Origin of the sequence: Aquirufa novilacunae (assembly GCF_045310505.1) — a bacterium.
GTDB lineage: Bacteria > Bacteroidota > Bacteroidia > Cytophagales > Spirosomataceae > Aquirufa > Aquirufa novilacunae.
The window spans coordinates 113,221-134,911 of the sequence record NZ_JBEWZG010000003.1; the positions used below are offsets into that span (position 1 = coordinate 113,221).

At 37.0% G+C, this 21,691-nt stretch carries 19 protein-coding genes and 1 tRNA gene; 4 read left to right on the plus strand and 16 right to left on the minus strand.

Annotation, left to right across the window (positions count from 1 at the left end; all coding sequences use genetic code 11):
• The first annotated feature begins 10 nt into the window (after positions 1-10).
• Entirely contained in the window at positions 11-424 is a 414-nt protein-coding gene (locus V7S74_RS08660) for a thioredoxin family protein (protein ID WP_406778359.1), read from the plus strand.
• Here V7S74_RS08660 and V7S74_RS08665 read toward each other — a convergent pair.
• On the minus strand, positions 417-1,229 hold the full coding sequence (locus V7S74_RS08665; RefSeq protein WP_406778360.1) for a TerC family protein: 813 nt from the start codon (positions 1,227-1,229) through the stop codon (positions 417-419). The two genes, V7S74_RS08660 and V7S74_RS08665, sit on opposite strands and share 8 nt — an antisense overlap.
• A gap of 148 nt (positions 1,230-1,377) precedes the next feature.
• On the opposite strand from V7S74_RS08665, the gene V7S74_RS08670 reads away from it, so the two are divergent.
• A tRNA-Val gene (locus V7S74_RS08670) sits at positions 1,378-1,452 on the plus strand.
• Positions 1,453-1,482: 30 nt separating this feature from the next.
• Here the strand turns inward: V7S74_RS08670 and V7S74_RS08675 are convergent.
• A complete protein-coding gene (locus V7S74_RS08675) occupies positions 1,483-2,226 on the minus strand; it encodes a hypothetical protein (RefSeq protein WP_406778361.1) in 744 nt (247 codons plus the stop codon).
• A 107-nt stretch (positions 2,227-2,333) separates the two neighbouring features.
• Here V7S74_RS08675 and V7S74_RS08680 point away from each other — a divergent pair, with 107 nt between their 5' ends.
• Both V7S74_RS08680 and V7S74_RS08685 read left to right on the plus strand, forming a co-directional pair.
• The gene (locus V7S74_RS08680; protein ID WP_406778362.1) at positions 2,334-3,071 is read left to right on the plus strand and encodes a hypothetical protein; all 738 of its coding nucleotides are present in this window, start codon (positions 2,334-2,336) and stop codon (positions 3,069-3,071) included.
• Positions 3,061-4,167 carry an alpha/beta hydrolase gene (locus V7S74_RS08685; RefSeq protein WP_406778363.1) on the plus strand — a complete coding sequence of 369 codons (1,107 nt, stop codon included), beginning with the start codon at positions 3,061-3,063 and terminating at the stop codon, positions 4,165-4,167. The genes V7S74_RS08680 and V7S74_RS08685 overlap by 11 nt, the downstream gene beginning before the upstream one ends.
• A gap of 49 nt (positions 4,168-4,216) precedes the next feature.
• Here V7S74_RS08685 and V7S74_RS08690 read toward each other — a convergent pair whose 3' ends face one another.
• The 14 genes from V7S74_RS08690 to V7S74_RS08755 form a co-directional block, all read right to left on the minus strand.
• Positions 4,217-6,724 (minus strand): serine hydrolase domain-containing protein, encoded by a 2,508-nt coding sequence (locus V7S74_RS08690; protein ID WP_406778364.1) that lies wholly within the window; start codon positions 6,722-6,724, stop codon positions 4,217-4,219.
• Between the two features lie 6 nt (positions 6,725-6,730).
• On the minus strand, positions 6,731-7,510 hold the full coding sequence (locus V7S74_RS08695) for a hypothetical protein (RefSeq protein ID WP_406778365.1): 780 nt from the start codon (positions 7,508-7,510) through the stop codon (positions 6,731-6,733).
• Positions 7,511-7,626: 116 nt separating this feature from the next.
• The gene (locus V7S74_RS08700; protein ID WP_406778366.1) at positions 7,627-8,904 is read right to left on the minus strand and encodes a serine hydrolase domain-containing protein; all 1,278 of its coding nucleotides are present in this window, start codon (positions 8,902-8,904) and stop codon (positions 7,627-7,629) included.
• 11 nt (positions 8,905-8,915) lie between these two features.
• Positions 8,916-9,503, minus strand: coding sequence for a hypothetical protein (locus V7S74_RS08705; RefSeq protein WP_406778367.1), 588 nt, complete (start codon positions 9,501-9,503; stop codon positions 8,916-8,918).
• A 389-nt stretch (positions 9,504-9,892) separates the two neighbouring features.
• Positions 9,893-11,056: a Fic family protein gene (locus V7S74_RS08710; RefSeq protein ID WP_406778368.1), complete on the minus strand. Its 1,164-nt coding sequence runs from the start codon at positions 11,054-11,056 to the stop codon at positions 9,893-9,895.
• Between the two features lie 405 nt (positions 11,057-11,461).
• Positions 11,462-11,989, minus strand: coding sequence for a hypothetical protein (locus tag V7S74_RS08715; RefSeq protein WP_406778369.1), 528 nt, complete (start codon positions 11,987-11,989; stop codon positions 11,462-11,464).
• Positions 11,986-12,453 carry an N-acetyltransferase gene (locus V7S74_RS08720; RefSeq protein WP_406778370.1) on the minus strand — a complete coding sequence of 156 codons (468 nt, stop codon included), beginning with the start codon at positions 12,451-12,453 and terminating at the stop codon, positions 11,986-11,988. Before V7S74_RS08720 ends, V7S74_RS08715 begins: the two co-directional genes overlap by 4 nt.
• A gap of 283 nt (positions 12,454-12,736) precedes the next feature.
• Complete coding sequence (locus V7S74_RS08725; protein ID WP_406778371.1) at positions 12,737-13,834, minus strand: Fic family protein; 1,098 nt, start codon at positions 13,832-13,834, stop codon at positions 12,737-12,739.
• Between the two features lie 180 nt (positions 13,835-14,014).
• A complete protein-coding gene (locus tag V7S74_RS08730; protein ID WP_406778372.1) occupies positions 14,015-16,225 on the minus strand; it encodes a DNA/RNA helicase domain-containing protein in 2,211 nt (736 codons plus the stop codon).
• The gene (locus V7S74_RS08735; protein WP_406778373.1) at positions 16,222-16,551 is read right to left on the minus strand and encodes a nucleotide pyrophosphohydrolase; all 330 of its coding nucleotides are present in this window, start codon (positions 16,549-16,551) and stop codon (positions 16,222-16,224) included. The genes V7S74_RS08730 and V7S74_RS08735 overlap by 4 nt, the downstream gene beginning before the upstream one ends.
• A gap of 28 nt (positions 16,552-16,579) precedes the next feature.
• A complete protein-coding gene (locus V7S74_RS08740; RefSeq protein WP_406778374.1) occupies positions 16,580-19,480 on the minus strand; it encodes a DEAD/DEAH box helicase in 2,901 nt (966 codons plus the stop codon).
• Positions 19,473-19,877, minus strand: a complete 405-nt coding sequence (locus V7S74_RS08745; protein WP_406778375.1) for a (deoxy)nucleoside triphosphate pyrophosphohydrolase — start codon at positions 19,875-19,877, stop codon at positions 19,473-19,475. The genes V7S74_RS08740 and V7S74_RS08745 overlap by 8 nt, the downstream gene beginning before the upstream one ends.
• A 17-nt stretch (positions 19,878-19,894) precedes the next feature.
• Positions 19,895-20,866 carry a DUF4407 domain-containing protein gene (locus V7S74_RS08750; RefSeq protein WP_406778376.1) on the minus strand — a complete coding sequence of 324 codons (972 nt, stop codon included), beginning with the start codon at positions 20,864-20,866 and terminating at the stop codon, positions 19,895-19,897.
• Between the two features lie 5 nt (positions 20,867-20,871).
• Positions 20,872-21,456, minus strand: coding sequence for a hypothetical protein (locus V7S74_RS08755; RefSeq protein ID WP_406778377.1), 585 nt, complete (start codon positions 21,454-21,456; stop codon positions 20,872-20,874).
• Between the last annotated feature and the right edge of the window lie 235 nt (positions 21,457-21,691).

Consider the following 21,691-nt stretch of genomic DNA (forward strand, 5'->3'; position numbering starts at 1 on the left):
ACTTAATGTTATGAAATACTTACTAATTGCCCTCTTATCCATCTCATTAACCACAATCGCTCAAGACGAGCCAGCTGGCGTACGTTTCTTCGAAGGAACCTTCAGACAAGCGATGGCGAAAGCGAAGAAGGAGAACAAAGGCATCATGTTCGATGCATACACAACGTGGTGTGGACCTTGTAAAGTATTAAAGTCGAAGGTATTCCCTAACCCAGAATTAGGCGCTTACATTAACGAACACTTCGTTTCTATCGGTGTAGACATGGAAGCAGGCGAAGGCCCAGCTTTAGCAAATATGTATCCATTAGAAGGTTATCCTACTGTGTTCTTTTTAGATGCTTCAGGTAAAGTAAAGAAGAAGGTCTTAGGACTTCCGCAGGGTGGCGCGAAAGAGCTACTGGCGATTGCGAAAAGCATTAAATAATCCCTTCTTTCTCCGCCTGATTCTTCATATCGTTAATTTCCACTTTCTTCGTAGAGCGTTTGCGCATCTGGATGTTGATGAATTCAACGAAAAGGGAGAAGGCGATGGAGAAATATAAATAACCCTTAGGGATGGTGCCTATGGAGTTTCCTAAGATCACTAGTTCGGAGTCGTGGCTCGCTTCAGCAATGAGCATGAAACCGATCATGATTAAGAAGGATAATCCCAAAACCTGTAAGGACGGGTGATTGTTCACAAAGCGGCCTACTGGGCCAGAGAATCCCATCATGATGAGGGCTGACACGACTACGGCGATGATCATCACGGACATGTCGTTGCTTAAACCGATAGCGGTTAATATAGAATCAATTGAGAAAACTAAGTTAATCAAGGCGATCTGCGTTACGACTTTGGCAATCGAATTAACGGCCTTCTTTGTACCCGAGATTTCGTGCTCCTCTCCTTCCAGTTTCTGGAAGATTTCATTCGTCGCCTTGTATAATAGGAACAAACCACCCACGAACAGGATGATCGCCTGACCAGACGGCGCCGCTTTCAGCCAGGTCGTCTCGATGTGCATGAAGGGCTGCTGCAGGGAAATCAGGACCGAAATCCCGAACAACAGGATAATCCGGAATACCATCGCCAGCAGTAGGCCTATATTGCGCGCCTTGCCTTGCTCCTCTTTAGGTAAGCGAGAGGCCGTAATCGAAATAAAGATGATGTTATCGATCCCTAATACGATCTCCAAAAACGTCAATGTCAATAAACTGACAATACTATCTACTGAAAGCAATGATTCCATAAAAATATTTTTCAGCTGTAAAGATGGTGTGTTTCAGGCAGATAATCAACGAAAAGTGCCTCAGGGTCAAAAAATATCAACTTTTTTCAAACCCTGACTTGCATATTTTAAATTAAAATAAGATATTTGCAAACCAATTCAACGGAATGGTCTTATAGCTCAGCTGGTTCAGAGCACCTGCCTTACAAGCAGGGGGTCCTAGGTTCGAATCCTAGTGGGACCACAGAAACCACCTCAAATGAGGTGGTTTTTTTTATTTTACGGCAGGAGTAGCAAAGTGGGTAGCACGAGAGGCTGTGTATTTAAAATCTACCCCAAAATCAACATTCACCCAAATGCGATCCGGCGCAGAATTTAAGTTATATTTTTCAATCCAATTCTCTCCTGATTGCTTAATGGTTATTGATTTAAACGCAATCGGGTTATAGTACTCTGGGCCACTCAGGACATCTTTTTGCAAATCCACCCCCAGTAAGGTGGTGTTTTTAAGTGAAACTAGGTTGCCCTTCTTATTCTCCGCGATACCTGAGAAATGCATTTCACCTGTAGCTAAGATTAGATCTCCTTTAACACGAACACTATCTCCTACTTCTTCTAATTGTAGTTTGATATCGCCAAATCGAGCAGGGAATCCTTTCTTCTTTAATCCAGTAATGATTGCTTGATTTTTCAATCCGATTGTTTCAGGAAGGGAGATGGCGTCTTTTAAAGGTATGATGAGGTGTGCGACGCCTAATTGTCCGTAGTTCTTTTGGCCTACAGAATAACGATCTGTGCTGCATAAAAATACCATTAAAACACCTTTGCCATTTTGAATTCGCGGCATTTGATTAGGGGGCAACATTTCCTTTAACTTCTCTTCAGGTAGGTTCCAAAGCAAGGTGAGGCCGATGGTCTTGTCTTCAGCTCTCATCTTCCAACTTTCGCCGTCTTTAATAGTCGTGCAACTTAGTAAGAAGGTGACTGATACGATAAACGCTAAGCTAAATTTCATCATCTGGATTTCTTTTATTCAAAACAGATTGAATTTAGGGAAAATATTCTTCTCAGTCATATAATTTTATTAATTTCCAGCTTAATCAACTTAGCCCTAAGCCATTACCTATGGAAGTACATCACCATTCGCATCATCCTAAAAAATGGAAAGAGTACATATCAGAATTTTTGATGCTGTTTTTAGCCGTCACACTCGGATTTTTTGTGGAGAACTACCGTGAACATTTTATCGAACGCCAGCGCGAAAAAGAATTCCTCCAATTGATAGTTAAGGACCTTCGAATGGACATTCAAATGGTCGACTCTAATCTATATTACCGAAATATTCGAGCGAAAATTTGCCGACAATTCGCAACGAGTTATCAAAATGATGAATTCAAGAAAAACACGGGGCCTTTCTATTATAATGGGCGTCGCTTACATGTCCGCTACCTATTCGAACGAACCGATGCAGGTTTTCAATTAATGCGAAATGCAGGTGGACTCCGACTCATTCATAATCCAGAGATTATACAAGCTATCCAGCATTATGAAAACTCAATCGCTGCCATTGAAAAATTCCAAGAAGGTGAAATGAATTACCTTCGGGAATATACGAAAGCAAATGCAGAAATATTTGATGTGAAGGTCTTAATGAAATATGCCGGGGCGAATGTGAGTAATTACCAATCAAACTTGATGCCAAGCGACAACCCACCCCTCTTGAGTGACAATCCACAAAAATTAAACACCATGATGTCCCATTTTTTCTCCATGGATAAAAGCAATTATGTCGTCATGTTCTTCGAAGAGAAATTAAAAAAAGAGGGAGAAGCCCTCATTCAACTAATTCAACATGAGCCTTAACAGAACCATTTTTTTCATTTGCTTCCTGCTAGTATTTGCAAAAGCCCTTACAGCACAAATCACAAACCTCAAGGTAGATTCTATTAGCTCAAAAATCCTGGCTGAAAAACGAAAATTACACATTTATCTGCCATCGGATTTAGCAGAAAATAAACCCAAACAAAAGAAATATCCCGTGCTCTATGTGCTAGACGGAGAAGATACCCATTTCAGCGTAGCTGGAATGATCAATTACCTCAACGAAAAAAATGGAAACCGCGTGTTGCCCAAAATGATTGTCGTTTTCATTCACAATACACAGCGAACCCGAGATTTAACTCCCTACCCTGTTCATGCATCTGCCATATTACCCACTGAAATGGCCAAACAAACAGGAGGAGGAGAAAAATTCACCAAATCAATCCTCCAAGAAATTATTCCCTACATAGAAACGAAATATCCAGCTTCAGGCTATCGAGCGCTAGCAGGCCATAGTTTTGGCGGACTTTTTGCCCTTTCAGTACTCAAAAATCACCCAGATATGTTCGATGACTACCTCGTTATGGATCCAAGCTTGTGGTATGATGAAGGGAAATTTGCCGATGCATTGGCTAAACAGCTCGAACAAAATCCGACAAAATACGCCGATAAAGCACTTTTCATCGCCATTGCAAATACAGTCAACGAACCTACAATAAATGCCGCCCTACGCAGCAAAGCTTCTTTTTCCAAACACGAAAAAGAAATTATCCGCTTTTGCCTAAGCCTAAAAAAAGCAAAAACACATTTACCCTTTGCGTACCAGTTTTACCCCAAAGATGACCATGGTTCCGTCCCGCTCATCGGTCTATATGATGGGCTCCGTCACCTTTTCCAAACGCATCAAATGTCCTATTATGATGTCATTAATCCACGATTTGATCCAGAAAATGCCATCGAAAGCTACTACCATAATCTCTCTCAAAAACTCAAAACAACCATCCAAGTTAGCCCTGAGGAACTAATCTATTTTGACATGTTTTATCAAATCAACGAAGATAAGACTGGCCAAAATAAACTCAGGGCCTATTTTAAAAAGAGATACCCTGCAGAATTTGAGATACATACAAAAAAATAATACATCAAACACATGGAGCGAAAAACTTGTTTGAACCCCTAGTGAATTACTAATCTACTAAACTCTTCATTACCCAGTTTTTGAATTCCGTCCTAATTTTGACGGGAGAGGAGGAAGGGCGCTGGTATAAGACCATCGCGACCATCTCATGTTTTAAATCGATAAAGAAAATAGGACCCGTAGCTCCACTCCAATAGATCGTACCGGCTGGTCGGGGATCATTCCCAATATCCCTCCGCTTGATCGCATATCCGAAGGTAAATCCATTATTTTTCAAATCGTCCATGGGCGTAATCGCCGCCTCCAAATTCAAAGGCGTTTGATCTGTCTTCATGTAGGCAATGGTCGATGGCTTTGCGATACGCACCCCATTAAACTCCCCGTCTTGAATGACCATTTGACAGAACTTAAAATAATCCGTTGCTGTCGAATGCAAGCCGCCTGATCCCGAATAGAAGGTCTTAGACCCACTAATTCGGATGCTCTTCTCGGAACCGGGATCGATTAAGGCCAAACCTCCCTTGCCATCCGGTTGATAATACGACGTAAATCGAGGGGAATCTTTAGGTTCCAAATAAAAGTGCGTATCCTTCATCTCCAAGGGATCCAAAATGCGCTTCTGAACAAAATCCTGGAAGGGCATTCCACATAAGACCTCCACCAAGCGACCAGCAACTAATAGCCCGGGACCATATATCCATCCCTCGCCCGGCTCGTGGGTTAAGGGTAATTTAGCCAGATTCTTCACATAATGCGCGATATCGCTGGAATAGGCATTTTTGGAAATTGCCCCATAGGCTTCTGACATATTTCCACCATAAGCACTCGGTTGGCCCGTTGTATGCGTTAAAACATGACGAATCAACATTGGTTTAGTCGCTTCCTGGGTCTTGTACATCCAAATACCATCGACACTGTCCTTGGACAACAGGACCTGTTGGGACGCAAATTCCGGTAAGTACTTACTCACGGGATCATTGGGTTTACACTTCCCATCCTCCATCAAGAGTAAAAGTGCCAGGGTGGCAATGGGTTTTGTCATGGAAGCCAAACGGAAAATGGCATCCTTTTTCATGGGAATATGTGTCTCCAATTGCGATTCCCCTTTCGCTTCGAAGTGAACAATTTTCCCTTTTCGTGCAATAAGTGTCACAGCTCCAGCGATTTCCTTTTGATCGATCGAGCGGATAACTTCCTTTTGAAAATCATCCAATATTTTTTGGTCGAATCCCAAGGCTTTCACTTCGGCTGCCTTGACAGGCTCTAAGCTCACGACTTTCGTTTCAGTCTTTTTAATTCCCGCATATACCCCCTTTCGGAATTCGTCCCCAAAATAAAACTGATAGGGATTCGGAGTGGTTAAAGCCCCAATTTGCGTCATGAAAATACCAATAACATCATCCTTTGGATTAACAAAAAAGTGGGTGGAGTTCGCTCCGCTCCAGAAATATTCACCGGCTGAGACATTCGTTTTATTGGCCGTCGCTGGATTAACTAAAATCCCAAATCCCAAACCGAATCCATAACCTGGTTCTAAGTTCGTACTCCCATCTTCATCCAATGAAATCCCGTTGGCTATTTTATAAATCTGTGAGCTTTGATCCGGCTTGCGATTAATTTCAGACGTCACGTCTGTCCGCATCAAATCCAACGTTTCTTTTTTCAGGATGCGCTTCCCGTTTAATTCACCCTCATGGTACAGCATTTTGGCGAAAGTCAAGTAGTCTTGCATCGTACCCCATAAGGCATTTACTCCGGCAAAAACGGTCACACCAGAACTTTGAGGTTGCATGTTAGCGCGGACTAAGTTCTTGCCATGTTGAAATTCATAGAGAATCATGGCACGCTTTTGCTGCTCCGGATTCAGGTTATAGCCCATTTCCTTGATACCCAAAGGTTGGAAAATGGTCTTCTTTAGATATGCATCCGTTGTTTGGCCAGACAGGACCTCAATTAATCGGGAGGCAACATCGGGCCCAAAGGAATAATTCCATTTCGTGCCTGGTTGATAAGATAAAGGAATCGTTGCCAAAGCCGCCACTCGCTTCTGGATGGTAGTTAAACTTGTATCAAATAAAATAGTATCCCAAATATCCCGATCCATTTTCACCTGCGTGATGCCATGCGACATCCCGGAAGTGTGACTGATGAGTTGGCGAATGGTCACCTTACTATTCGCAGCTACATTTCCACTCGCCATGCCTTTATTGACATCATGGACAACCCGTAAATTCTTGAATTCGGGCAGGTAGTTTTCCACCGGGTCATCGAGCTGGAATTTACCCTGCTCGTACAGTGTCATGAGTGCAACCGTAATAACGGGTTTGGACATGGACTGCAGATAATATATCTCATTCCCGCTCATGGGAATCTGATTTTCTTGATCACGCTTTCCGTAGAATTTATCGTAAACAACTTTATTTTTATGAAAAACGAGGCCATGTACGCCGATGAGTTTTTTCGCCTCGACCTCTTTTTGCAGGTATTGATCGAGCGATTGGAAAGTCTGAGCGAAGAGACTTGTCGAAAAAAAGAGAAAGATAAGAAGTGTTTTCATATATGATTAATTTGCAGATAGGTAAAGATTGATATGTTCGAGTAAAGGTTTCGATTTTTTTTGTAAGATGGTTAAATTTAGCACACTAAGTTTTTGCATCGTACACTTGTTTATCAGGTAGTTCAATAATTTTTGACGCACAGATTTAGATAAGCGAATCTGAACCAAATCAGCTTCGATCTGTTTTTTTTGCATCTGGTACATAGACACATAAGAGGGATTTAACTGCATGATCTGAGCAAAATTTGCTTGGTTCAACCAACCTATTATTAGGGCTGGAGGCATTTCTTGTACCAAAAAATCCCAAAATAACTTTCCCGCGGATGTCTCTTGGTCAAACGTTCGGAATTCAGCAAAATCAGCGTCACGTTCATATTTACTAATCTCTTCGATCAAAGCTTGGTCTTTGATGTAACGGAGAGAACCTGAATTCTTCATCTGATCAAAAATTCGTTTATCGTTTGAAAAGCGGTGTACCATCAGATCCAAGGAATCAGTGATGCGCTTGTTTGACAAAGATGCGTCCGAATAGAGCCTAAAATAAAGTTGTTCGTTACGGCGTAGGACGGGCATCGCCAGTTGAAGTACGGAATCAATCGAGGCATTATTTCGTTTAATTTCATCGCGAAAAAGCATTAAATACTCCTTAGCTCGATTATTCTCAATCTGATGTTCCCGGTAATTCTCCGCGATAAATCCAAGTGTTACTGCTGCAAAAAGCATGACAAACTCAGTAATATACTCTTTCCATTGTTTGGGAACATGAGCATGATGATGTACTTCCATATTATTTTTTACATTTGTTCAAACTAAAATCTTATCGCCATGTCATTCCCGATCCTATTCGCTATCATTGCCATAGTCATCATTGTGGTCCGCCGGTTACGCAAAAAAACTAAATCTTAATCCTCTATGGCCTGATAAACGGCCACTTTAAATTTTTCCAATACGTCAACCTGACTCATTGGTAGCATATTAATCATCAATTGGCCAGTAATTTTCTCCTTGGGGTCAATCCAATAAATGGAATAAAAGGCCCCACCTCCATAATACGTACCCACTGAGACCGGGGATTGCCCAGCAGCTTTTTCGGTATTGATGATAAAGCCAAAACCGACTTTTTGATTAGCCGCCTGACCCGCCATCTCAAAATCGATTTCACCGATTTGGTTTGTTCGCATCAAACGAACGCTGGAGCGTGCTAAAATTCGTTTTCCATGTAATACCCCATCATTTAAGAGCATTTGTAAAAATTGGGCATAATCCCAAGCCGTACTAGACAGGCCCGCTCCACCCGAGTAATAGGTTCCCTGAAAATGGGGATAGGCAGTATAGAGCCCACCAAGCATAGGCGTTTCTAGGGGTAGTTTCATGATTTCTCCTTGAGAAGGATTGGAATGAAGCGGTACAATCCGAGACCAATTAGCCTCAGGTTGGTAAAAATGGGTATCTTTCATGCCGAGCGGCCGAAATAACCTTTTCTGCAAAAATGCATCCAAATTCATCCCACTTAATACTTCGACCAAACGCCCCAATACATCGATATTTAACCCATATGTCCAACGAGCACCCGGATGATGCAAAAGTGGAACTTTACCTAGTGTTTCAATTTGATCCACTAATCGAATTCGGGGATTAACTACACCGATTCCTCCGACCAAACCATATTTAGCATACAACGCTTTCGCCGTGTCAGATCCGATTTGCGCATAACCAATTCCAGAGGTATGCGTTAATAAATCACGAATACGAACTGAGCGCTTGGCAGGTTCAGTCGTAAACGTGGTATCTTTCAGGCTAAATTTCGTAATCACCCGAGGATTTGCAAATGAAGGCAAATACTTTTCAATAGGATCATCTAACAACAATTTCCCTTCCTCGTACAATAACATAATTGCCGTTGCGGTAATTGCTTTTGTCTGGGAGGCTATACGAAATATGGCATCTTTTGGCATAGCATGTTGGGAAGTCACATCCATCAAGCCAAAGGCCTTATGATAGACCAATTGATTATTTCGATGTACAATGGCAACAGCCCCATTCAATTGCTTCTCAACAATGGCCTGTTCCATCCAGGCATCGATCCGAGCCAATCGGCCTGGATTCATTTTTCCTGGTGATTGCCCTAACAATAAACTGCTGACTAATAAAAGACTCAACAGCAGATAAATATTTTTCATGCGCTGCTTAGCTAGTTAATTCCGACCCTACTTAAGTAATCGATACGTACAATATTACGTAATTGACCCATGCGTTTATTTAATGAAGCTAATTGGGAATTTCCTTTTCGCTTAGCGTTTCGCTCCGTTTGATGTGTATAATAGTCCAAACGGGATTTGTCAGGCAGAATAAGCATATAGGTATTATTTGCATAGCCATCAACTGCCTTGTATAAAATGTAATTATAGCTAAAACCCAAGGACTTGTCCAAGGCATTCGATTGCTGAATCAGAGACTCATATTCGGAGACTTTATCGAAAGGAACCGTAAAAATGTGAATCTTGCGGAAATCATAATTTTCCATTTTGAAGTTAGGTTCAATAACCGATGCTTGGGGAACTTGTACCCAAATAGACCGCGCAATAGCCTGCATTCGATTGGACGTATTTTCATCCGTAACTGCCTTAATTTCCATCGCTGCCTTGTCGGAAAGTGCCGCTCGAAGGCCTACATATTTCCCCAAATTTTCCTCTCCTCGAACAAATACCATTCCATACGTGCGCCCCGTCTCAGAGGTGTGTGCTGAAAGATTATAGCTAATACCTTTAGTTGCTTCCATCCACCAATTCCGAACGACCGGATAATTTTTTTTGTAGATATCAGTGTCTACAACTTTACTTTCATTAAGTAAAAAATAGATTTTTTCGGTCGACTGAGCCATTACTTGAAAAGCCAAAACCAGGGAGAAAATTAGAAGAAAAATTCGTTTCATGTGAGAATTGTTAAAGGTTAAAGAATCCTCTAATTTTACAATTCCCTTAAAAATAACTACATGAGCCGTATTAAAATTTGTCTTGAATTACACAAAAATTGTCCAAAAAAATAAAAATGAAGGGTGGAGCTAATATGCATTTCCTTTACTAACAGTTAATTTGGAACAGGAAAACAGTACCCCCTTTAAACTTACACAATCCGCTTATGATGAAAAATGACCGCCTTACAAATCACCTATTCCTCATCCCAAACAGGCAGAAATCCCTTATCCCCTAAAAGCTGAATAATACTTCGAAGCAAATAACTATTATCGAATCTAAGTACATATTTACGTCCACCATCTTTCTCTTGAGTCAACATTCTTTGTTCAATTAGTTTTCTAATCTGCCTTGAAACTTCAGAGTCCGCCTTCCCAGGAAAAATGCTCTTAAGATCCGCAGCAGAAATAACTTGAAGTTCAACCGCTCGTTTAAGTATTTTAGCTTCCAAATCAGTTATATACTTCCTTTCCAAAGACAAATTAATTGATGGCATTAGGATTTCTTTCCGCAGATATTCATAATCTGACAATTTATCGATCTTCTCTATTTCCTCTTTTAATCCTTTTAATACATACTCAATCCAGGATAACATACCAGCCCTTGTTCCATTATCAGCAGCAGACAAATAACTATAGTAATCATTCCGATTACTACAAAACACAGCTGTAGGGTTGATAATTCTACCCACATTAACGTTAAATCCAGCTTTGACAAGCATTGCATAAGTGAACAAGCGAACTGTTCTACCATTACCATTCCGAAAAGGGTGAATCCAGACAAATCTATGATGAGCAATAGCTGTTTTTAATAAATCATATTTAGGGCTATCTTCTCTATTTACAAAATTGAGTAATTCCTCCATATACTCCTTCACCTGCAACCATTCTGGTGGCTTATGAGTCGATTTACTAATTTCGAGATTAACTTGACGATATTGACCGGGAGTGGAATCTCCCTCACCTTGAGGTGGCAGCATTAGGTCGTCAACAATCATCTTATGCATTTCACTGATAAATGCTCTGTTAATGGGATGGCTGGCAATACTCTCTTCAACAAATGCCATCGATTTCTCAATATTCTGAATTTCCTTTATCCCTTCAGAGAATTGTTTCTTGTCAGAAAGATTGGTTTCCATATATTCAGCAATGGTCGTATTATTACCTTCAATACTCGCTGAACCAATACTTTCTAATTTATGGAAGATATTTTTTAACTGAAAAAATACCTTAGGGTGTGTAGATCCACCTAATTGTTTCTTACGTAAATAATCTAACTCGATAATTAAATCAGTTAAACTTGAGCCAAAATCCGGCTCAATTAATTTCAAGTCAAAGTGTTTAAATGTTGCAGTAGACATTTGAATTAGACCTTAGAATTAATTAACATTATTAATATTTAACAATTAACAAATTTTTAACTATGTATCCTATAAATCAATTAGTTATAAGCTATATTCAAAATTACACATTTTACATTTCCAAATTAAACAATTGCAATTTTTTTATTTAAAATTAAACAAAGCCCAATTTATAAGAAATACAAACTGCGAATAAGATCAGGCAAAACACCGATTTAAGTGAACCTTACTTAATTAAGAAAATTCAAAAAAAACAATTGATTAAACTAGTTCGGATAAGATACGATTTAGATAAGCTAGTGTAAGAACTGATTCAACTAGTGGAACCACAGAAACCACCTCAAACGAGGTCTTTTTTTTATTTTACGGCAATTCATTTATACTCTCTCCAAATTCACATATATCTTACACTTCTTGTAATTCAAAGTGAAGGCGATTTTTTACGTGTTTGTTTTGTTTTTCTTTAAATGCGGTATTAGACTGAAGTTCGTGTTCTTTTTCTTTCTCTAAAACTCGATACCAACTAATGGCAGGAATCATATTATTTGAATGAAGCTCTAAGCGCACTATCGTTTTTTCATTAGGTAAACGGTGCCTATTCAAAATCAGACTTAATTCGGCCTCTTTTAAACTAATATCATTAGCAAACTTTTTATTCACCTTGTAGTTTAACCTGATATATTTACGAAGGAATGAAGCGAACGACAATTCCTTATCGAAAATTTCTGATTTAGCATAATCTTCCATTAAAAAGCGCAATTGTAAAACTTTTGCATACAATTGCTGATCTCCGGTGATTCCCTCTCTATTTTTTCTTCGAGCTTCTGCGAGTTCTGCATCGGCTAATTTTCTTTCCTCGCGAGTCAGGCTATTAGGAGATATTACCGAGTCAGCTAACTCATCTATTGTAAATTTATTTTCATTCGTTTTCATACCTTATATTCCTTTAGAAGAGAGAAAAGAGAGTTTGATTCTAAATAGATTTGCCTACCAGCATCTATCATCCCGTATTTACTTATATAATATTTTTTCAATTCCGTCTTCGGTACTAGTGAAACGCAAGCATCTGCACCAAAAAGTTTAATAGATTCACGACAAGCAAAAGCAATTAAATTTCCTGCTATCCGATCATACATTTTATTGTTACCCGTATTTTCAATTGAACAGGCTAATAACAGAATTTCAATTCTAGTTTCATCGATATGGACTTTCAATGATATAAGCCCCAAAATTTCTTCATTTTCAATAAGCCTAAGCTTATATACATCATTTGACTTTTGATCTTTCCAAATAAAATGATACTTAGATTTAGTAATTATCTTGTAGTCCGATTCCTCTAATTGCTCAACAACAATTTTTTTAGGCTCTCCAGTCTTACATAGTACTACCTGCATCATATAAATGTACTAAAATAATTTACATATTTGTAAATAATTAACAAAAATGTAAATTTTAAATTGGAAATAAAGTACATTAATTGGTCTGAAATAAGGCAATTCATAAAAGAAGAAATTGCATTCATTAACTTTATCTTCTTGATTTTTACAGCCTTAGCGCTATGTTGAGTGGTTATTCGGAATTTCCGAACTACCCCTTTTTCAGGCTGAACAAACTTAAAAAAAAGTAGGTGAGTAAACGAATTTAAGTAGGCCCAGAAACTGATAATTTTTCAAGTGCTTTCTAAGGAGCCATTAACCTATAATTCTTACTACGGCCGCCGGCTAGATCCTCCTTTAGGATTCCTTTTTCGATTAGGTCTTTGATATCGCGTAGGGCGGTGTCGTGGGAGCATTTAGCGATTTTAGCCCATTTAGAGGTGCTTAGGTGGCCATCGAAGTGGTCAAACAATTTGTTTAAAAGGATTCTTTGGCGTTCATTAATAGGGGTTTTGTCCATTTTATGCCAAAATTCTGTTTTCACCATCAACGAGCGGAGCTGTGATTCCGTGTCTACTAGCGCTAAGTGCACACAGTCTAGAAACCACTGCATCCAATCCGTGATGTCCCCGTCGCTGTGTTGGATTTTTTGCAAGGTAGCATAATAGTTTTTTTTCTGGATCAGCATTTGACTGGACATACTGTAAAATCGTTCAGCTGATTTTTCTGATCTGGCTAAAAATAGGTCACTAATCGCCCTGGCGATACGTCCATTTCCATCGTCAAACGGGTGTATGATGATAAACCAAAAGTGGGCGACGGCCGCTTTTAGCACAGGATCCATAGGTACATCGCTGTTTAGCCAATCAATAAAAATGCCCATTTCCTGTGGGACCCTCGCGGCTTCCACCGCCACATAATGCACCGTCTCTTTACCCATGGCACCCGATACAATTTGCATTTCTCCGGACCGGTAGCGGCCCACCTCTATTTTGTAGGGACCACTATAACCCGTAGGAAAGAGCGCGGCATGCCATCCGCATAGACGTTCTTTCGTGATGGGGCTTAGAAAATTTACCGTTGCATCTAAAACCATATCGACTACCCCATCCACTCTCCTGTCCTCCGTGGCTAATCCACCCGCTTCAATCCCTAATCGAATGGCCACCGATGACCGAACCTGATCATAGTTCAGGTGTTCTCCTTCAATTTCAGACGATTTCACCACGTCCAAAGTCAACGAGTTCAGCTGGGCATCTCGTCTAGGCAGAAATCCAATCGTAGACATTTGGCCAGCAATTTTTCCCTGCAAAAAACGCACTTCTCCTAAAAGCAGATTTAGTTCCGCCTCTTTCCAAGTGAAATTAGGCCAAGTGGGAGATTGATAGATATATTTCGCCATGTTCGATTAAATTCGATGCGGTAAATATATCGATTATTCTACGCAAATATGCGTCGATTAGGTAAATTAATCGACGCAAGATTTTTATATGACTAGGGAGCTTGGTGAAAAAGGAAGATTTTTAAGTTTAAAAAGAGAGGGAAAAATGAACCCCTCTTTTAGAATCTAACAAATCAACAATTAGATCAAAACCCTTTCAAATATCCCCACAACCCCAAAATCATTCATTTCGTCATCGCGAAGGATAATTTCAGAATACTCTTCTTGATCAGATAAAGGCTTTAGAATAATTGCCTCATGATTCCATTCTTCTGCTGAGACATTCTTCGTGCTATGATATTCTTTAACTGTATAACCTGAACCAAAATCAGAATCTTGAATATTTGTGGATTCGACTAATACGATCTTTCCATTTCTACTACCGCCTTCATCTTGTTTGAAAAGGCAATAAGATCCATTAGGGATTTTTTTGTTCATTGATTCCCCCACCACTTTACAAATAAAATATCCCTTTTGAACTGCTATATTAAAGGGTGGCTCAATCCAGGTTAATTCTGAGTGAACTTGTAAATCACTGAAATTACCCGCAGCGGCGGAAATATCAACTAATGGAATCGAATTAACATAGGGCTTAACTTCATCATTATGTAAGATTCTGAAAGGGATTTCTTTTCTAAATATTTCGATATGTTGAGACAAATACTCTCTTAATTCTTTGTTACAAGCATAAATAAATGTGCCTTTAATTCCACGATACATTATTGTCTTGTAAATATTAATAATGTACTCTTTTAAGATTTCAGGATCAGAAATTCCCTTTTTACCATTTAGATCAAAATACTTACTTGGATCAATTTCAACGCACTTCTTGATTTTATTATAATTAATTTCCCTGCCAAATATTACGGCAGCATAATTGAGGTCATATCCTTGAGTAGTATGTATACATCCTATTTCATCAAATGCATTCGAAGAATTTATCCAGTCTCTATCGGTTGAATTCCACTTAAATTTTAAGCCATCTAAATCAATATCAGTTACACTCGGATCTGGCAGCGGATTTTGCTTTGGACTAGACAACCAAGGCCAAGAATATCCAGCAATCATTCTGCACAATCCAAATTGGTTTTCTTTTTTTGTAAGCTCTGAATGAAGGTCTTTGAAATTTTCAAACAAAATCAAATCATAATTCTCTTCTCGATATTTTACAGTTTGTGTTCTCTCAACATGAAGTAAATCATGAACAAATTGAATATAATTATTCCCTCCTTTCACTCTCATTTGAGACTTTAATTCAAGAAGTAAAGTATTTTCTTCTTTTAGGATTTTGGCAAAACTGTCCGCATCAACGTCTGATGGTTTGACGGATTGAGCTATATCATAAAAGAAAATTTGATTTTTACTATTTGCAATTATCCAATCAAGTTCAGTTCCATTACTGTCTAAACCCAATTTTTCATTATTCTTTTTAAATGCACCCATCCAACTAATATTTCTATATTGTCTTAGGCGGTGCGCCTCATCTACGATTAATAAATCATATTTTTCACTCGACTTAAACGTATCAGAAGGATTAATTACCATAGATGATTTTAGTCCTGGTATTTTTTTGAAAACACTTTCCAAAGATTCCCGAAGAGAAGTCATTGCCACAACTAAACCAATTTTCGCATTTGGGTATTTTTTCTTGAATTGTATGATGTAATTTATTTCTCGTAAATCTTCGTCATTCAGTTCATCGGCATGAATACTTTCTACATCGGTAGTTAATAATTTCATCAAATATGTGGCAAGTATTGTTTTGCCTGTACCAGCACTTCCACTAATGACTATTTTAGATGATTTTGATGAGGTTAGACCTTCAAGGATTTCAAGAACTGAATTGTATTGATCTTCATTTAATGACTTGTAGGGAGAATATTTGAATAATTCCGAATTTTCAATTTCAGACAAAGATTTTGTTACGACCTTTTGCTCGATTAGCTTATTCCAAATTTCTTTAAAGAGGTTCTTATAAAGGTCTTGCTGATAATATTTATGATTAATTAAACCAAAATTACCATTTTGGAGCTCATAGGTCCCTTCTGAGCTGAGATATTGTATTAAACTAGACTCAATGTCTAGTGTAGCCGATTTGTTAAATTTATCAGATCCAATAATTGATATCTTATCAAGCTTGCGCCTTTCTGGATTAGCTAAATGATTTTTTATTCGACTGGATGCATTTGTCGATTCTCCGACATAGGCTAATTTTAGAGAATCATTTTGAATAAAATAAACAAGCGGCCATTGATTTTTAACCCATGTATTTTGTTCAATTCGAGGTAAAGATTCTTTTTTAAAATCGTATTTCTCTGAAACCTCAACAGATAGCTCGAAAGACAAGCTCATAGTTCATCGTATTTTTTTGCTGATCCTTTTGCTTTCTCAACTGGATATTTCTCTCCGTTTTTAGCAATCTTTTCAAGAACTATTTCTTTTACATCAAAATTATATTTTTCAGCTAGTAGAAACGCATAGGCAAGAACATCGGCTAATTCCTCTTTCACTTTCTCTGCATTAGCATTTTCAGAATTCTTCCATAAAAAGAGCTCCAATAACTCTCCGGCTTCAACATTAATCGCAAGTGCTAAATCTTTAGGATTATGAAACTGCTCCCAATCTCTTTCATTTCTGAATTTCAAAAGCTCCTTTGTTATTTCTTCTATATCTTTCATTCCTTTTTATTAATTTCTGCAATTAAGTCTATTTTGTTAAATAGTCATAGAGTGAATCCTCTACTGGCTGATTCAATTTGAAAATCACTTTTACGACAGAAACACTATTGCCGTGATCATCTAATATAGTTGTTACTTCAAAAGATTTATCGATTGGCTTAACATCACCCATATAATAAAAATCAGTCCCTTCTCCGTTGCTTTTCTTTATAAACAAGGATAATCTGAGGCTATCATTATGGTTTTTAATTGCTGAAACATCTTTACTCTCCATGTTTCTTCTTGGCTTAGAAAACCATAGAAAATGACTACTGTTTATGAATTTGTCCTCAAATTTTGTTGAAGCAGCGATATTGTCTTCCTTGTGATAATTGACAAAAATTGGACAAGTATTATATTTAATACTATAACCGTACATAGTCGATTCTTCATTTTTATCCCAATTCAAAATTCGACAAATGTCTTTTCGTGAATACTTATGGTGTAATAAAAACCCATCCAAATATTTACTGAGCTCAAAAGTCTTGTCAAAGCTCGAAATTCCATAATATACGCTATCCAATAAATAACGGTAAAAAGTGGTATTTTTTAATTGCTGAATAAAGAATCCTGAACTTGAGATAATTTCTCCATTTTGTTCTACGAGATCTTTTGAACCTAATTCCTTAATCGAATTACGTTTATTTATGAAATAGAAATTCAAATTTGAAATGACAGAAACCATCGTTTCTATGGTGGGCACAAAGCCATATTTACCATAAATAAGCTTTACAAATTCCGAAATTTTAACCTCGCTTTTTGTTAATAGAATATAAAGTAATTCCGATTCCTCTACACGTTTGGCATTATTAACTTCTGTAGAATAAAGCTTCAAAATAGCCAACTGATCAGCGGTTAACTTTCCGGCTATATCGGGTTCAATAGAAGAAACAAAGTGAAAATAGGAACCAGCATATTCAACATACAAAAAAGGATCCCTCGAACCATGTTGCAAGAAATCCATCATCATAGGATAATAACCAATTTTATATTTCAACAAATCGTAATCCTTAATTAAGTCCTTTTTCAGAGAAAAGTTCGATTGGTCGATTGCTGCATAGATTTTCTCCTTCGATATTTTGTCAAAATTGATGGTAGAAGTACCTGGAATCTGATTACTACCTCCTGCTATAAGCTTACGAAGATTATCCTTATTGTAAGAAGTATCCCCAAAGAGTGCAATTGGTATCAAAAAATTATTCGTATAATTCCCAATAAAATCTATTACAGTTAAATACTCCTTTCCCTCAGCTTTTCTTAAACCTCTTCCTAATTGCTGCACAAAAATGATAGCCGACTGTGTAGGACGAAGCATAATCACCTGATTAACACGAGGTATATCAATTCCTTCATTGAAGATATCTACTGTAAATATGTAGTCTATTTTATCAGTTAAATCATCTGACTCCAAGCGATCTATTGCTTCATTGCGTTGGTCTTCCGAACTTTCTCCAGACAAAGCAATGGATCTAAATCCTCGCTTAGTAAATTGAGTCGACAACTCTTTGGCTTCTTCAACTTTGGAACAAAAAACTAAACCTCTAATATTACCATCATCACAACTGTAAAATTGAGATTGCTCAATTATTCGGTTTACACGTTCATCAGAAGTCAATAAATTAAAATCAGATTTCTCTTCAACTTCCTGTCCATTAATGGTCAAATCTGTTACTCCAAAATAATGGAATGGAGAAAGAATTTCAATCTCTAAGGCTTTCTGTAAACGAATTTCATAGGCAATATTATGACCGTAAAGCGAAAAAACATCGAATCCATCAGTTCTTTCAGGGGTAGCAGTCATCCCGAGCAAAAACTTTGGATTGAAATAGTTGACTATCTTTTGATATGAATCAGCCCCTGCTCGGTGAGATTCATCAATAATGACATAATCAAAATGATCTCTCGGGAATACATTTAAATGTTCATCTCTCGAAATAGTTTGAATCGTAGAAAAGATAAAGTCTTTTTCTACTTCCTTTCTTGAACCAGAATAGAACCCCATTTCTTTTTGAATCCCAAAAACTCGAATGAAGGTTTCCATTGCAGCTTGCGCAATATTGGCTCGATGCACTACAAAAAGCAGACGTTTAGGGTTAAACTCTTTAGCGTCAAAAGCAGACAAATAAGTCTTTCCTGTACCTGTAGCAGAAATCAATAAAGCTTTATTTTTACCCTCTACTCTCAACTTTTTTAGATTAGCCAAAGCCTCTACTTGCATCAAGTTTGGTGTAATAACCTTCGTCCCTGCTGGGTTAATCTCAATCTGTTTAAATAAATACTCTGATTGAAATCTCTTACCATTTTCATATTCTAATTGATATCGATTAATATAATCAATATCAACAATAGTGGAATTTTTGAAATCAGTTGAAAATTCTAGCAATGCTTTTTGAATAATATAGCTTTCATCTTTTGCAGACACCTTTAAATTTAGCTCCTTATTCGTACTTAAAGCACTAGCTGTCAGGTTACTAGAGCCAACAATTAGATTGTAATATCCTCCCTTTTTAAATAAGTAACCTTTTGAATGAAAGTTTTCATTTGTATTTATTCGAAGTTCAATGTTTTCGAATTTCAATAATCTTTTTAGCGCTTCTGGCTGAGTGAAATTAAGGTATTGAGAAACGAGAATTTTTCCTTTAATCTGATGATTTTGTAATTCTTTGAATGTATTTACCAAGGTCTGCAAACCTCCGTTAGTCAAAAATGCGACCGAAAACCAAAACTCTTCACAGGTATTTAATTCGGCAATTATACTAGAAAGAACTTTAACTCCTTCTGACTTTTCATTCGTTAATAAGCGAGGGATAAATTCACCTGATGAGTCAATAGATTTCTCTATAAATCCCGATTTGATATTATCATAAAATTCATCACTCAACTCAACCATTTGATTCTGAAATAAGTTTTTCGACAAATGGGATATCTGCAGCTGCCCAGTCAAGATTTGACAACTCTGAAATAGCTAATTGCTTAAAGTTCAAATGCTCATTCAACTGAATTTCTTCAAAGTTATTTACAACGCATTTGAAAGCATGCATCGTTATTTTGAAATCAGGATATTGATGTTCGATGGTTTGGAAAAAATCCAGTTGGTTAATATCTAGATTGAGTTCTTCTTTTATCTCACGAACTAACGCCTTTTCACGGGACTCACCCTCCTCTATTTTACCGCCCGGAAACTCATATTTATGTGATACGTAATCGAACTTACTAGGACCTCTTTGAAAGCAAAGAATTTCATCATTAACTAGAATGATAGCAGCTGATACGAAATAATGCTTCATGATGGTTAAAAATAAAATCAACTATTAAAATCAGAGGTGACTTTCTTTGATAAGAATTCTATCTTTTTCTGATTATTATCCAACTCAAATTCAACTCTCATTTCATAGTCATTTTTATCTTCGCTGACTTTTGCAATAATAACTAAAAGTTCTAATGTTAAAAACAATAAAAACCAAAAAACATAAACCAATGGCGCTATTATTGAATCTCCTTGAAATATAAAATCAAAAAGCAATTTCAACTCTCCTAAAAAACCGTCTGAAGAAGGTTTCTTATTTTTATTATAATTTTCATGGATCTGCTTTTGCTTCAACATTAGATTATCGATATTATCAGAAAACCTTTTTTTCTCATCAGATATATTTTTAGCCCTATTGATTAAAGGACTAATATCCAACGTACTTGTATTAGAAAATGTTTTATTTGTAGAATCAGTAGTAGACCTGGTTGATGATCTACTCCCACCAGACATGACAATTTGCCTATTAACCTGTTGTAAATCGTTGTCAGCTGCTTTGGACTGTTCACGATTTGACTGAATTTCTAATTGCAAATTGTACTTATTTCCTGCAAGATTTAAAGAATCAGAATAGTTTTGAGCAATGTTTTCTTTCCTTAATTCATCTAAATCTTTTGAAAATAAGATTTGATCAATAATTACGGATCCAATCATCGCCATTAAAAACGCTAATACAAACCTGAATATTTTTAACCATATTTTGGGTCTAACAGATAAGATGATCTGCCTCTCTATCATTATAATCATAATAACAGATAGTACAGAACCTATTAAGGAACCCACTATATTGGAATCAAGATACCTCGAGCTAAAATTATATCCATTTGCAGCCCAAATCAATGATATAATTACGAGTGCAGCTGTAAATTTTTTTACGGATTTTTTACTCGCCTCTCCACATTCTTTGAGCAATTCATAATTGTATCCTGTTAGAAAACAACCGAACTTTATCCACAAATTATTTTTCATATATCTTATATTAATTCGTTATCGTTATTTCGTAATCCGTTAGTAAATCCAATCTCATAACTTAAAATACAATAATTTAATTTTTCAAGCAATTGAACTTCATCATTCAAGATATTCTTTAAACTGTCGGCAAATAATTCGTACTCACTTAATGCATTAGAAAATTTGGTTATACTCTCAGTCATACCTGCTGATTCATATGTTTTTATTCTTTGTTTAATTTCAAAAACGCGAATATCTAAATCGGCAATTGACTTATTTAAAAGATTTTTAAATCCTGCCTTAATGAGGCTAATATTATTATCCCTATTAAGCAAATCATTGTTAGAAATACAATCTTGAAAACCTTCAGATTCAAGATTTTTCGATGTGTACATATCTATTTCATCTATAATAGATTGTTTCAAATTAATTTTATTTTCCATTTTATTTAAATTGTTAATTTCTTCTTGACTTGCTACAAAGACAGGCTCTGGAATAGAATCCTCAATATCTTCAGAATTATTATCTACATCATCATCTTCATAGTATTCTGCTTCTATTGTTTCTTGTTTATTAAAAATTGATTTTAAAAAACTTATGATTCCCATTGTTAGATATATTTTATTGGAACTTTAAATTGACTGTGCCCTTTTTCGTGACATTTTTCACATAAGGTAATGTAAATATTAGGTGGGTATTTCCAAGGATCAAGATAAATCTGATATTTTCGATAGAAAATATAGGCTCGATGATGAACATTTAAATTGACCTTAGATTGACAAACCTTGCATTCATTATTATCCCTTTTGAGGATTTTTTGACGAATCAATTTCCATCTTGGAT

What these genes read in the sequence shown, in the direction of transcription:
- V7S74_RS08660 (WP_406778359.1), top strand. Translation starts at nt 11, where the DNA reads ATGAAATACTTACTAATTGCCCTCTTATCCATCTCATTAACCACAATC.
- V7S74_RS08675 (WP_406778361.1), bottom strand. Translation starts at nt 2,226, where the DNA reads ATGATGAAATTTAGCTTAGCGTTTATCGTATCAGTCACCTTCTTACTA.
- V7S74_RS08665 (WP_406778360.1), bottom strand. Translation starts at nt 1,229, where the DNA reads ATGGAATCATTGCTTTCAGTAGATAGTATTGTCAGTTTATTGACATTG.
- V7S74_RS08745 (WP_406778375.1), bottom strand. Translation starts at nt 19,877, where the DNA reads ATGAAGCATTATTTCGTATCAGCTGCTATCATTCTAGTTAATGATGAA.
- V7S74_RS08730 (WP_406778372.1), bottom strand. Translation starts at nt 16,225, where the DNA reads ATGAGCTTGTCTTTCGAGCTATCTGTTGAGGTTTCAGAGAAATACGAT.
- V7S74_RS08755 (WP_406778377.1), bottom strand. Translation starts at nt 21,456, where the DNA reads ATGGGAATCATAAGTTTTTTAAAATCAATTTTTAATAAACAAGAAACA.
- V7S74_RS08725 (WP_406778371.1), bottom strand. Translation starts at nt 13,834, where the DNA reads ATGGCGAAATATATCTATCAATCTCCCACTTGGCCTAATTTCACTTGG.
- V7S74_RS08690 (WP_406778364.1), bottom strand. Translation starts at nt 6,724, where the DNA reads ATGAAAACACTTCTTATCTTTCTCTTTTTTTCGACAAGTCTCTTCGCT.
- V7S74_RS08710 (WP_406778368.1), bottom strand. Translation starts at nt 11,056, where the DNA reads ATGTCTACTGCAACATTTAAACACTTTGACTTGAAATTAATTGAGCCG.
- V7S74_RS08735 (WP_406778373.1), bottom strand. Translation starts at nt 16,551, where the DNA reads ATGAAAGATATAGAAGAAATAACAAAGGAGCTTTTGAAATTCAGAAAT.
- V7S74_RS08720 (WP_406778370.1), bottom strand. Translation starts at nt 12,453, where the DNA reads ATGATGCAGGTAGTACTATGTAAGACTGGAGAGCCTAAAAAAATTGTT.
- V7S74_RS08695 (WP_406778365.1), bottom strand. Translation starts at nt 7,510, where the DNA reads ATGGAAGTACATCATCATGCTCATGTTCCCAAACAATGGAAAGAGTAT.
- V7S74_RS08700 (WP_406778366.1), bottom strand. Translation starts at nt 8,904, where the DNA reads ATGAAAAATATTTATCTGCTGTTGAGTCTTTTATTAGTCAGCAGTTTA.
- V7S74_RS08705 (WP_406778367.1), bottom strand. Translation starts at nt 9,503, where the DNA reads ATGGAAGCAACTAAAGGTATTAGCTATAATCTTTCAGCACACACCTCT.
- V7S74_RS08715 (WP_406778369.1), bottom strand. Translation starts at nt 11,989, where the DNA reads ATGAAAACGAATGAAAATAAATTTACAATAGATGAGTTAGCTGACTCG.
- V7S74_RS08685 (WP_406778363.1), top strand. Translation starts at nt 3,061, where the DNA reads ATGAGCCTTAACAGAACCATTTTTTTCATTTGCTTCCTGCTAGTATTT.
- V7S74_RS08740 (WP_406778374.1), bottom strand. Translation starts at nt 19,480, where the DNA reads ATGGTTGAGTTGAGTGATGAATTTTATGATAATATCAAATCGGGATTT.
- V7S74_RS08680 (WP_406778362.1), top strand. Translation starts at nt 2,334, where the DNA reads ATGGAAGTACATCACCATTCGCATCATCCTAAAAAATGGAAAGAGTAC.
- V7S74_RS08750 (WP_406778376.1), bottom strand. Translation starts at nt 20,866, where the DNA reads ATGAAAAATAATTTGTGGATAAAGTTCGGTTGTTTTCTAACAGGATAC.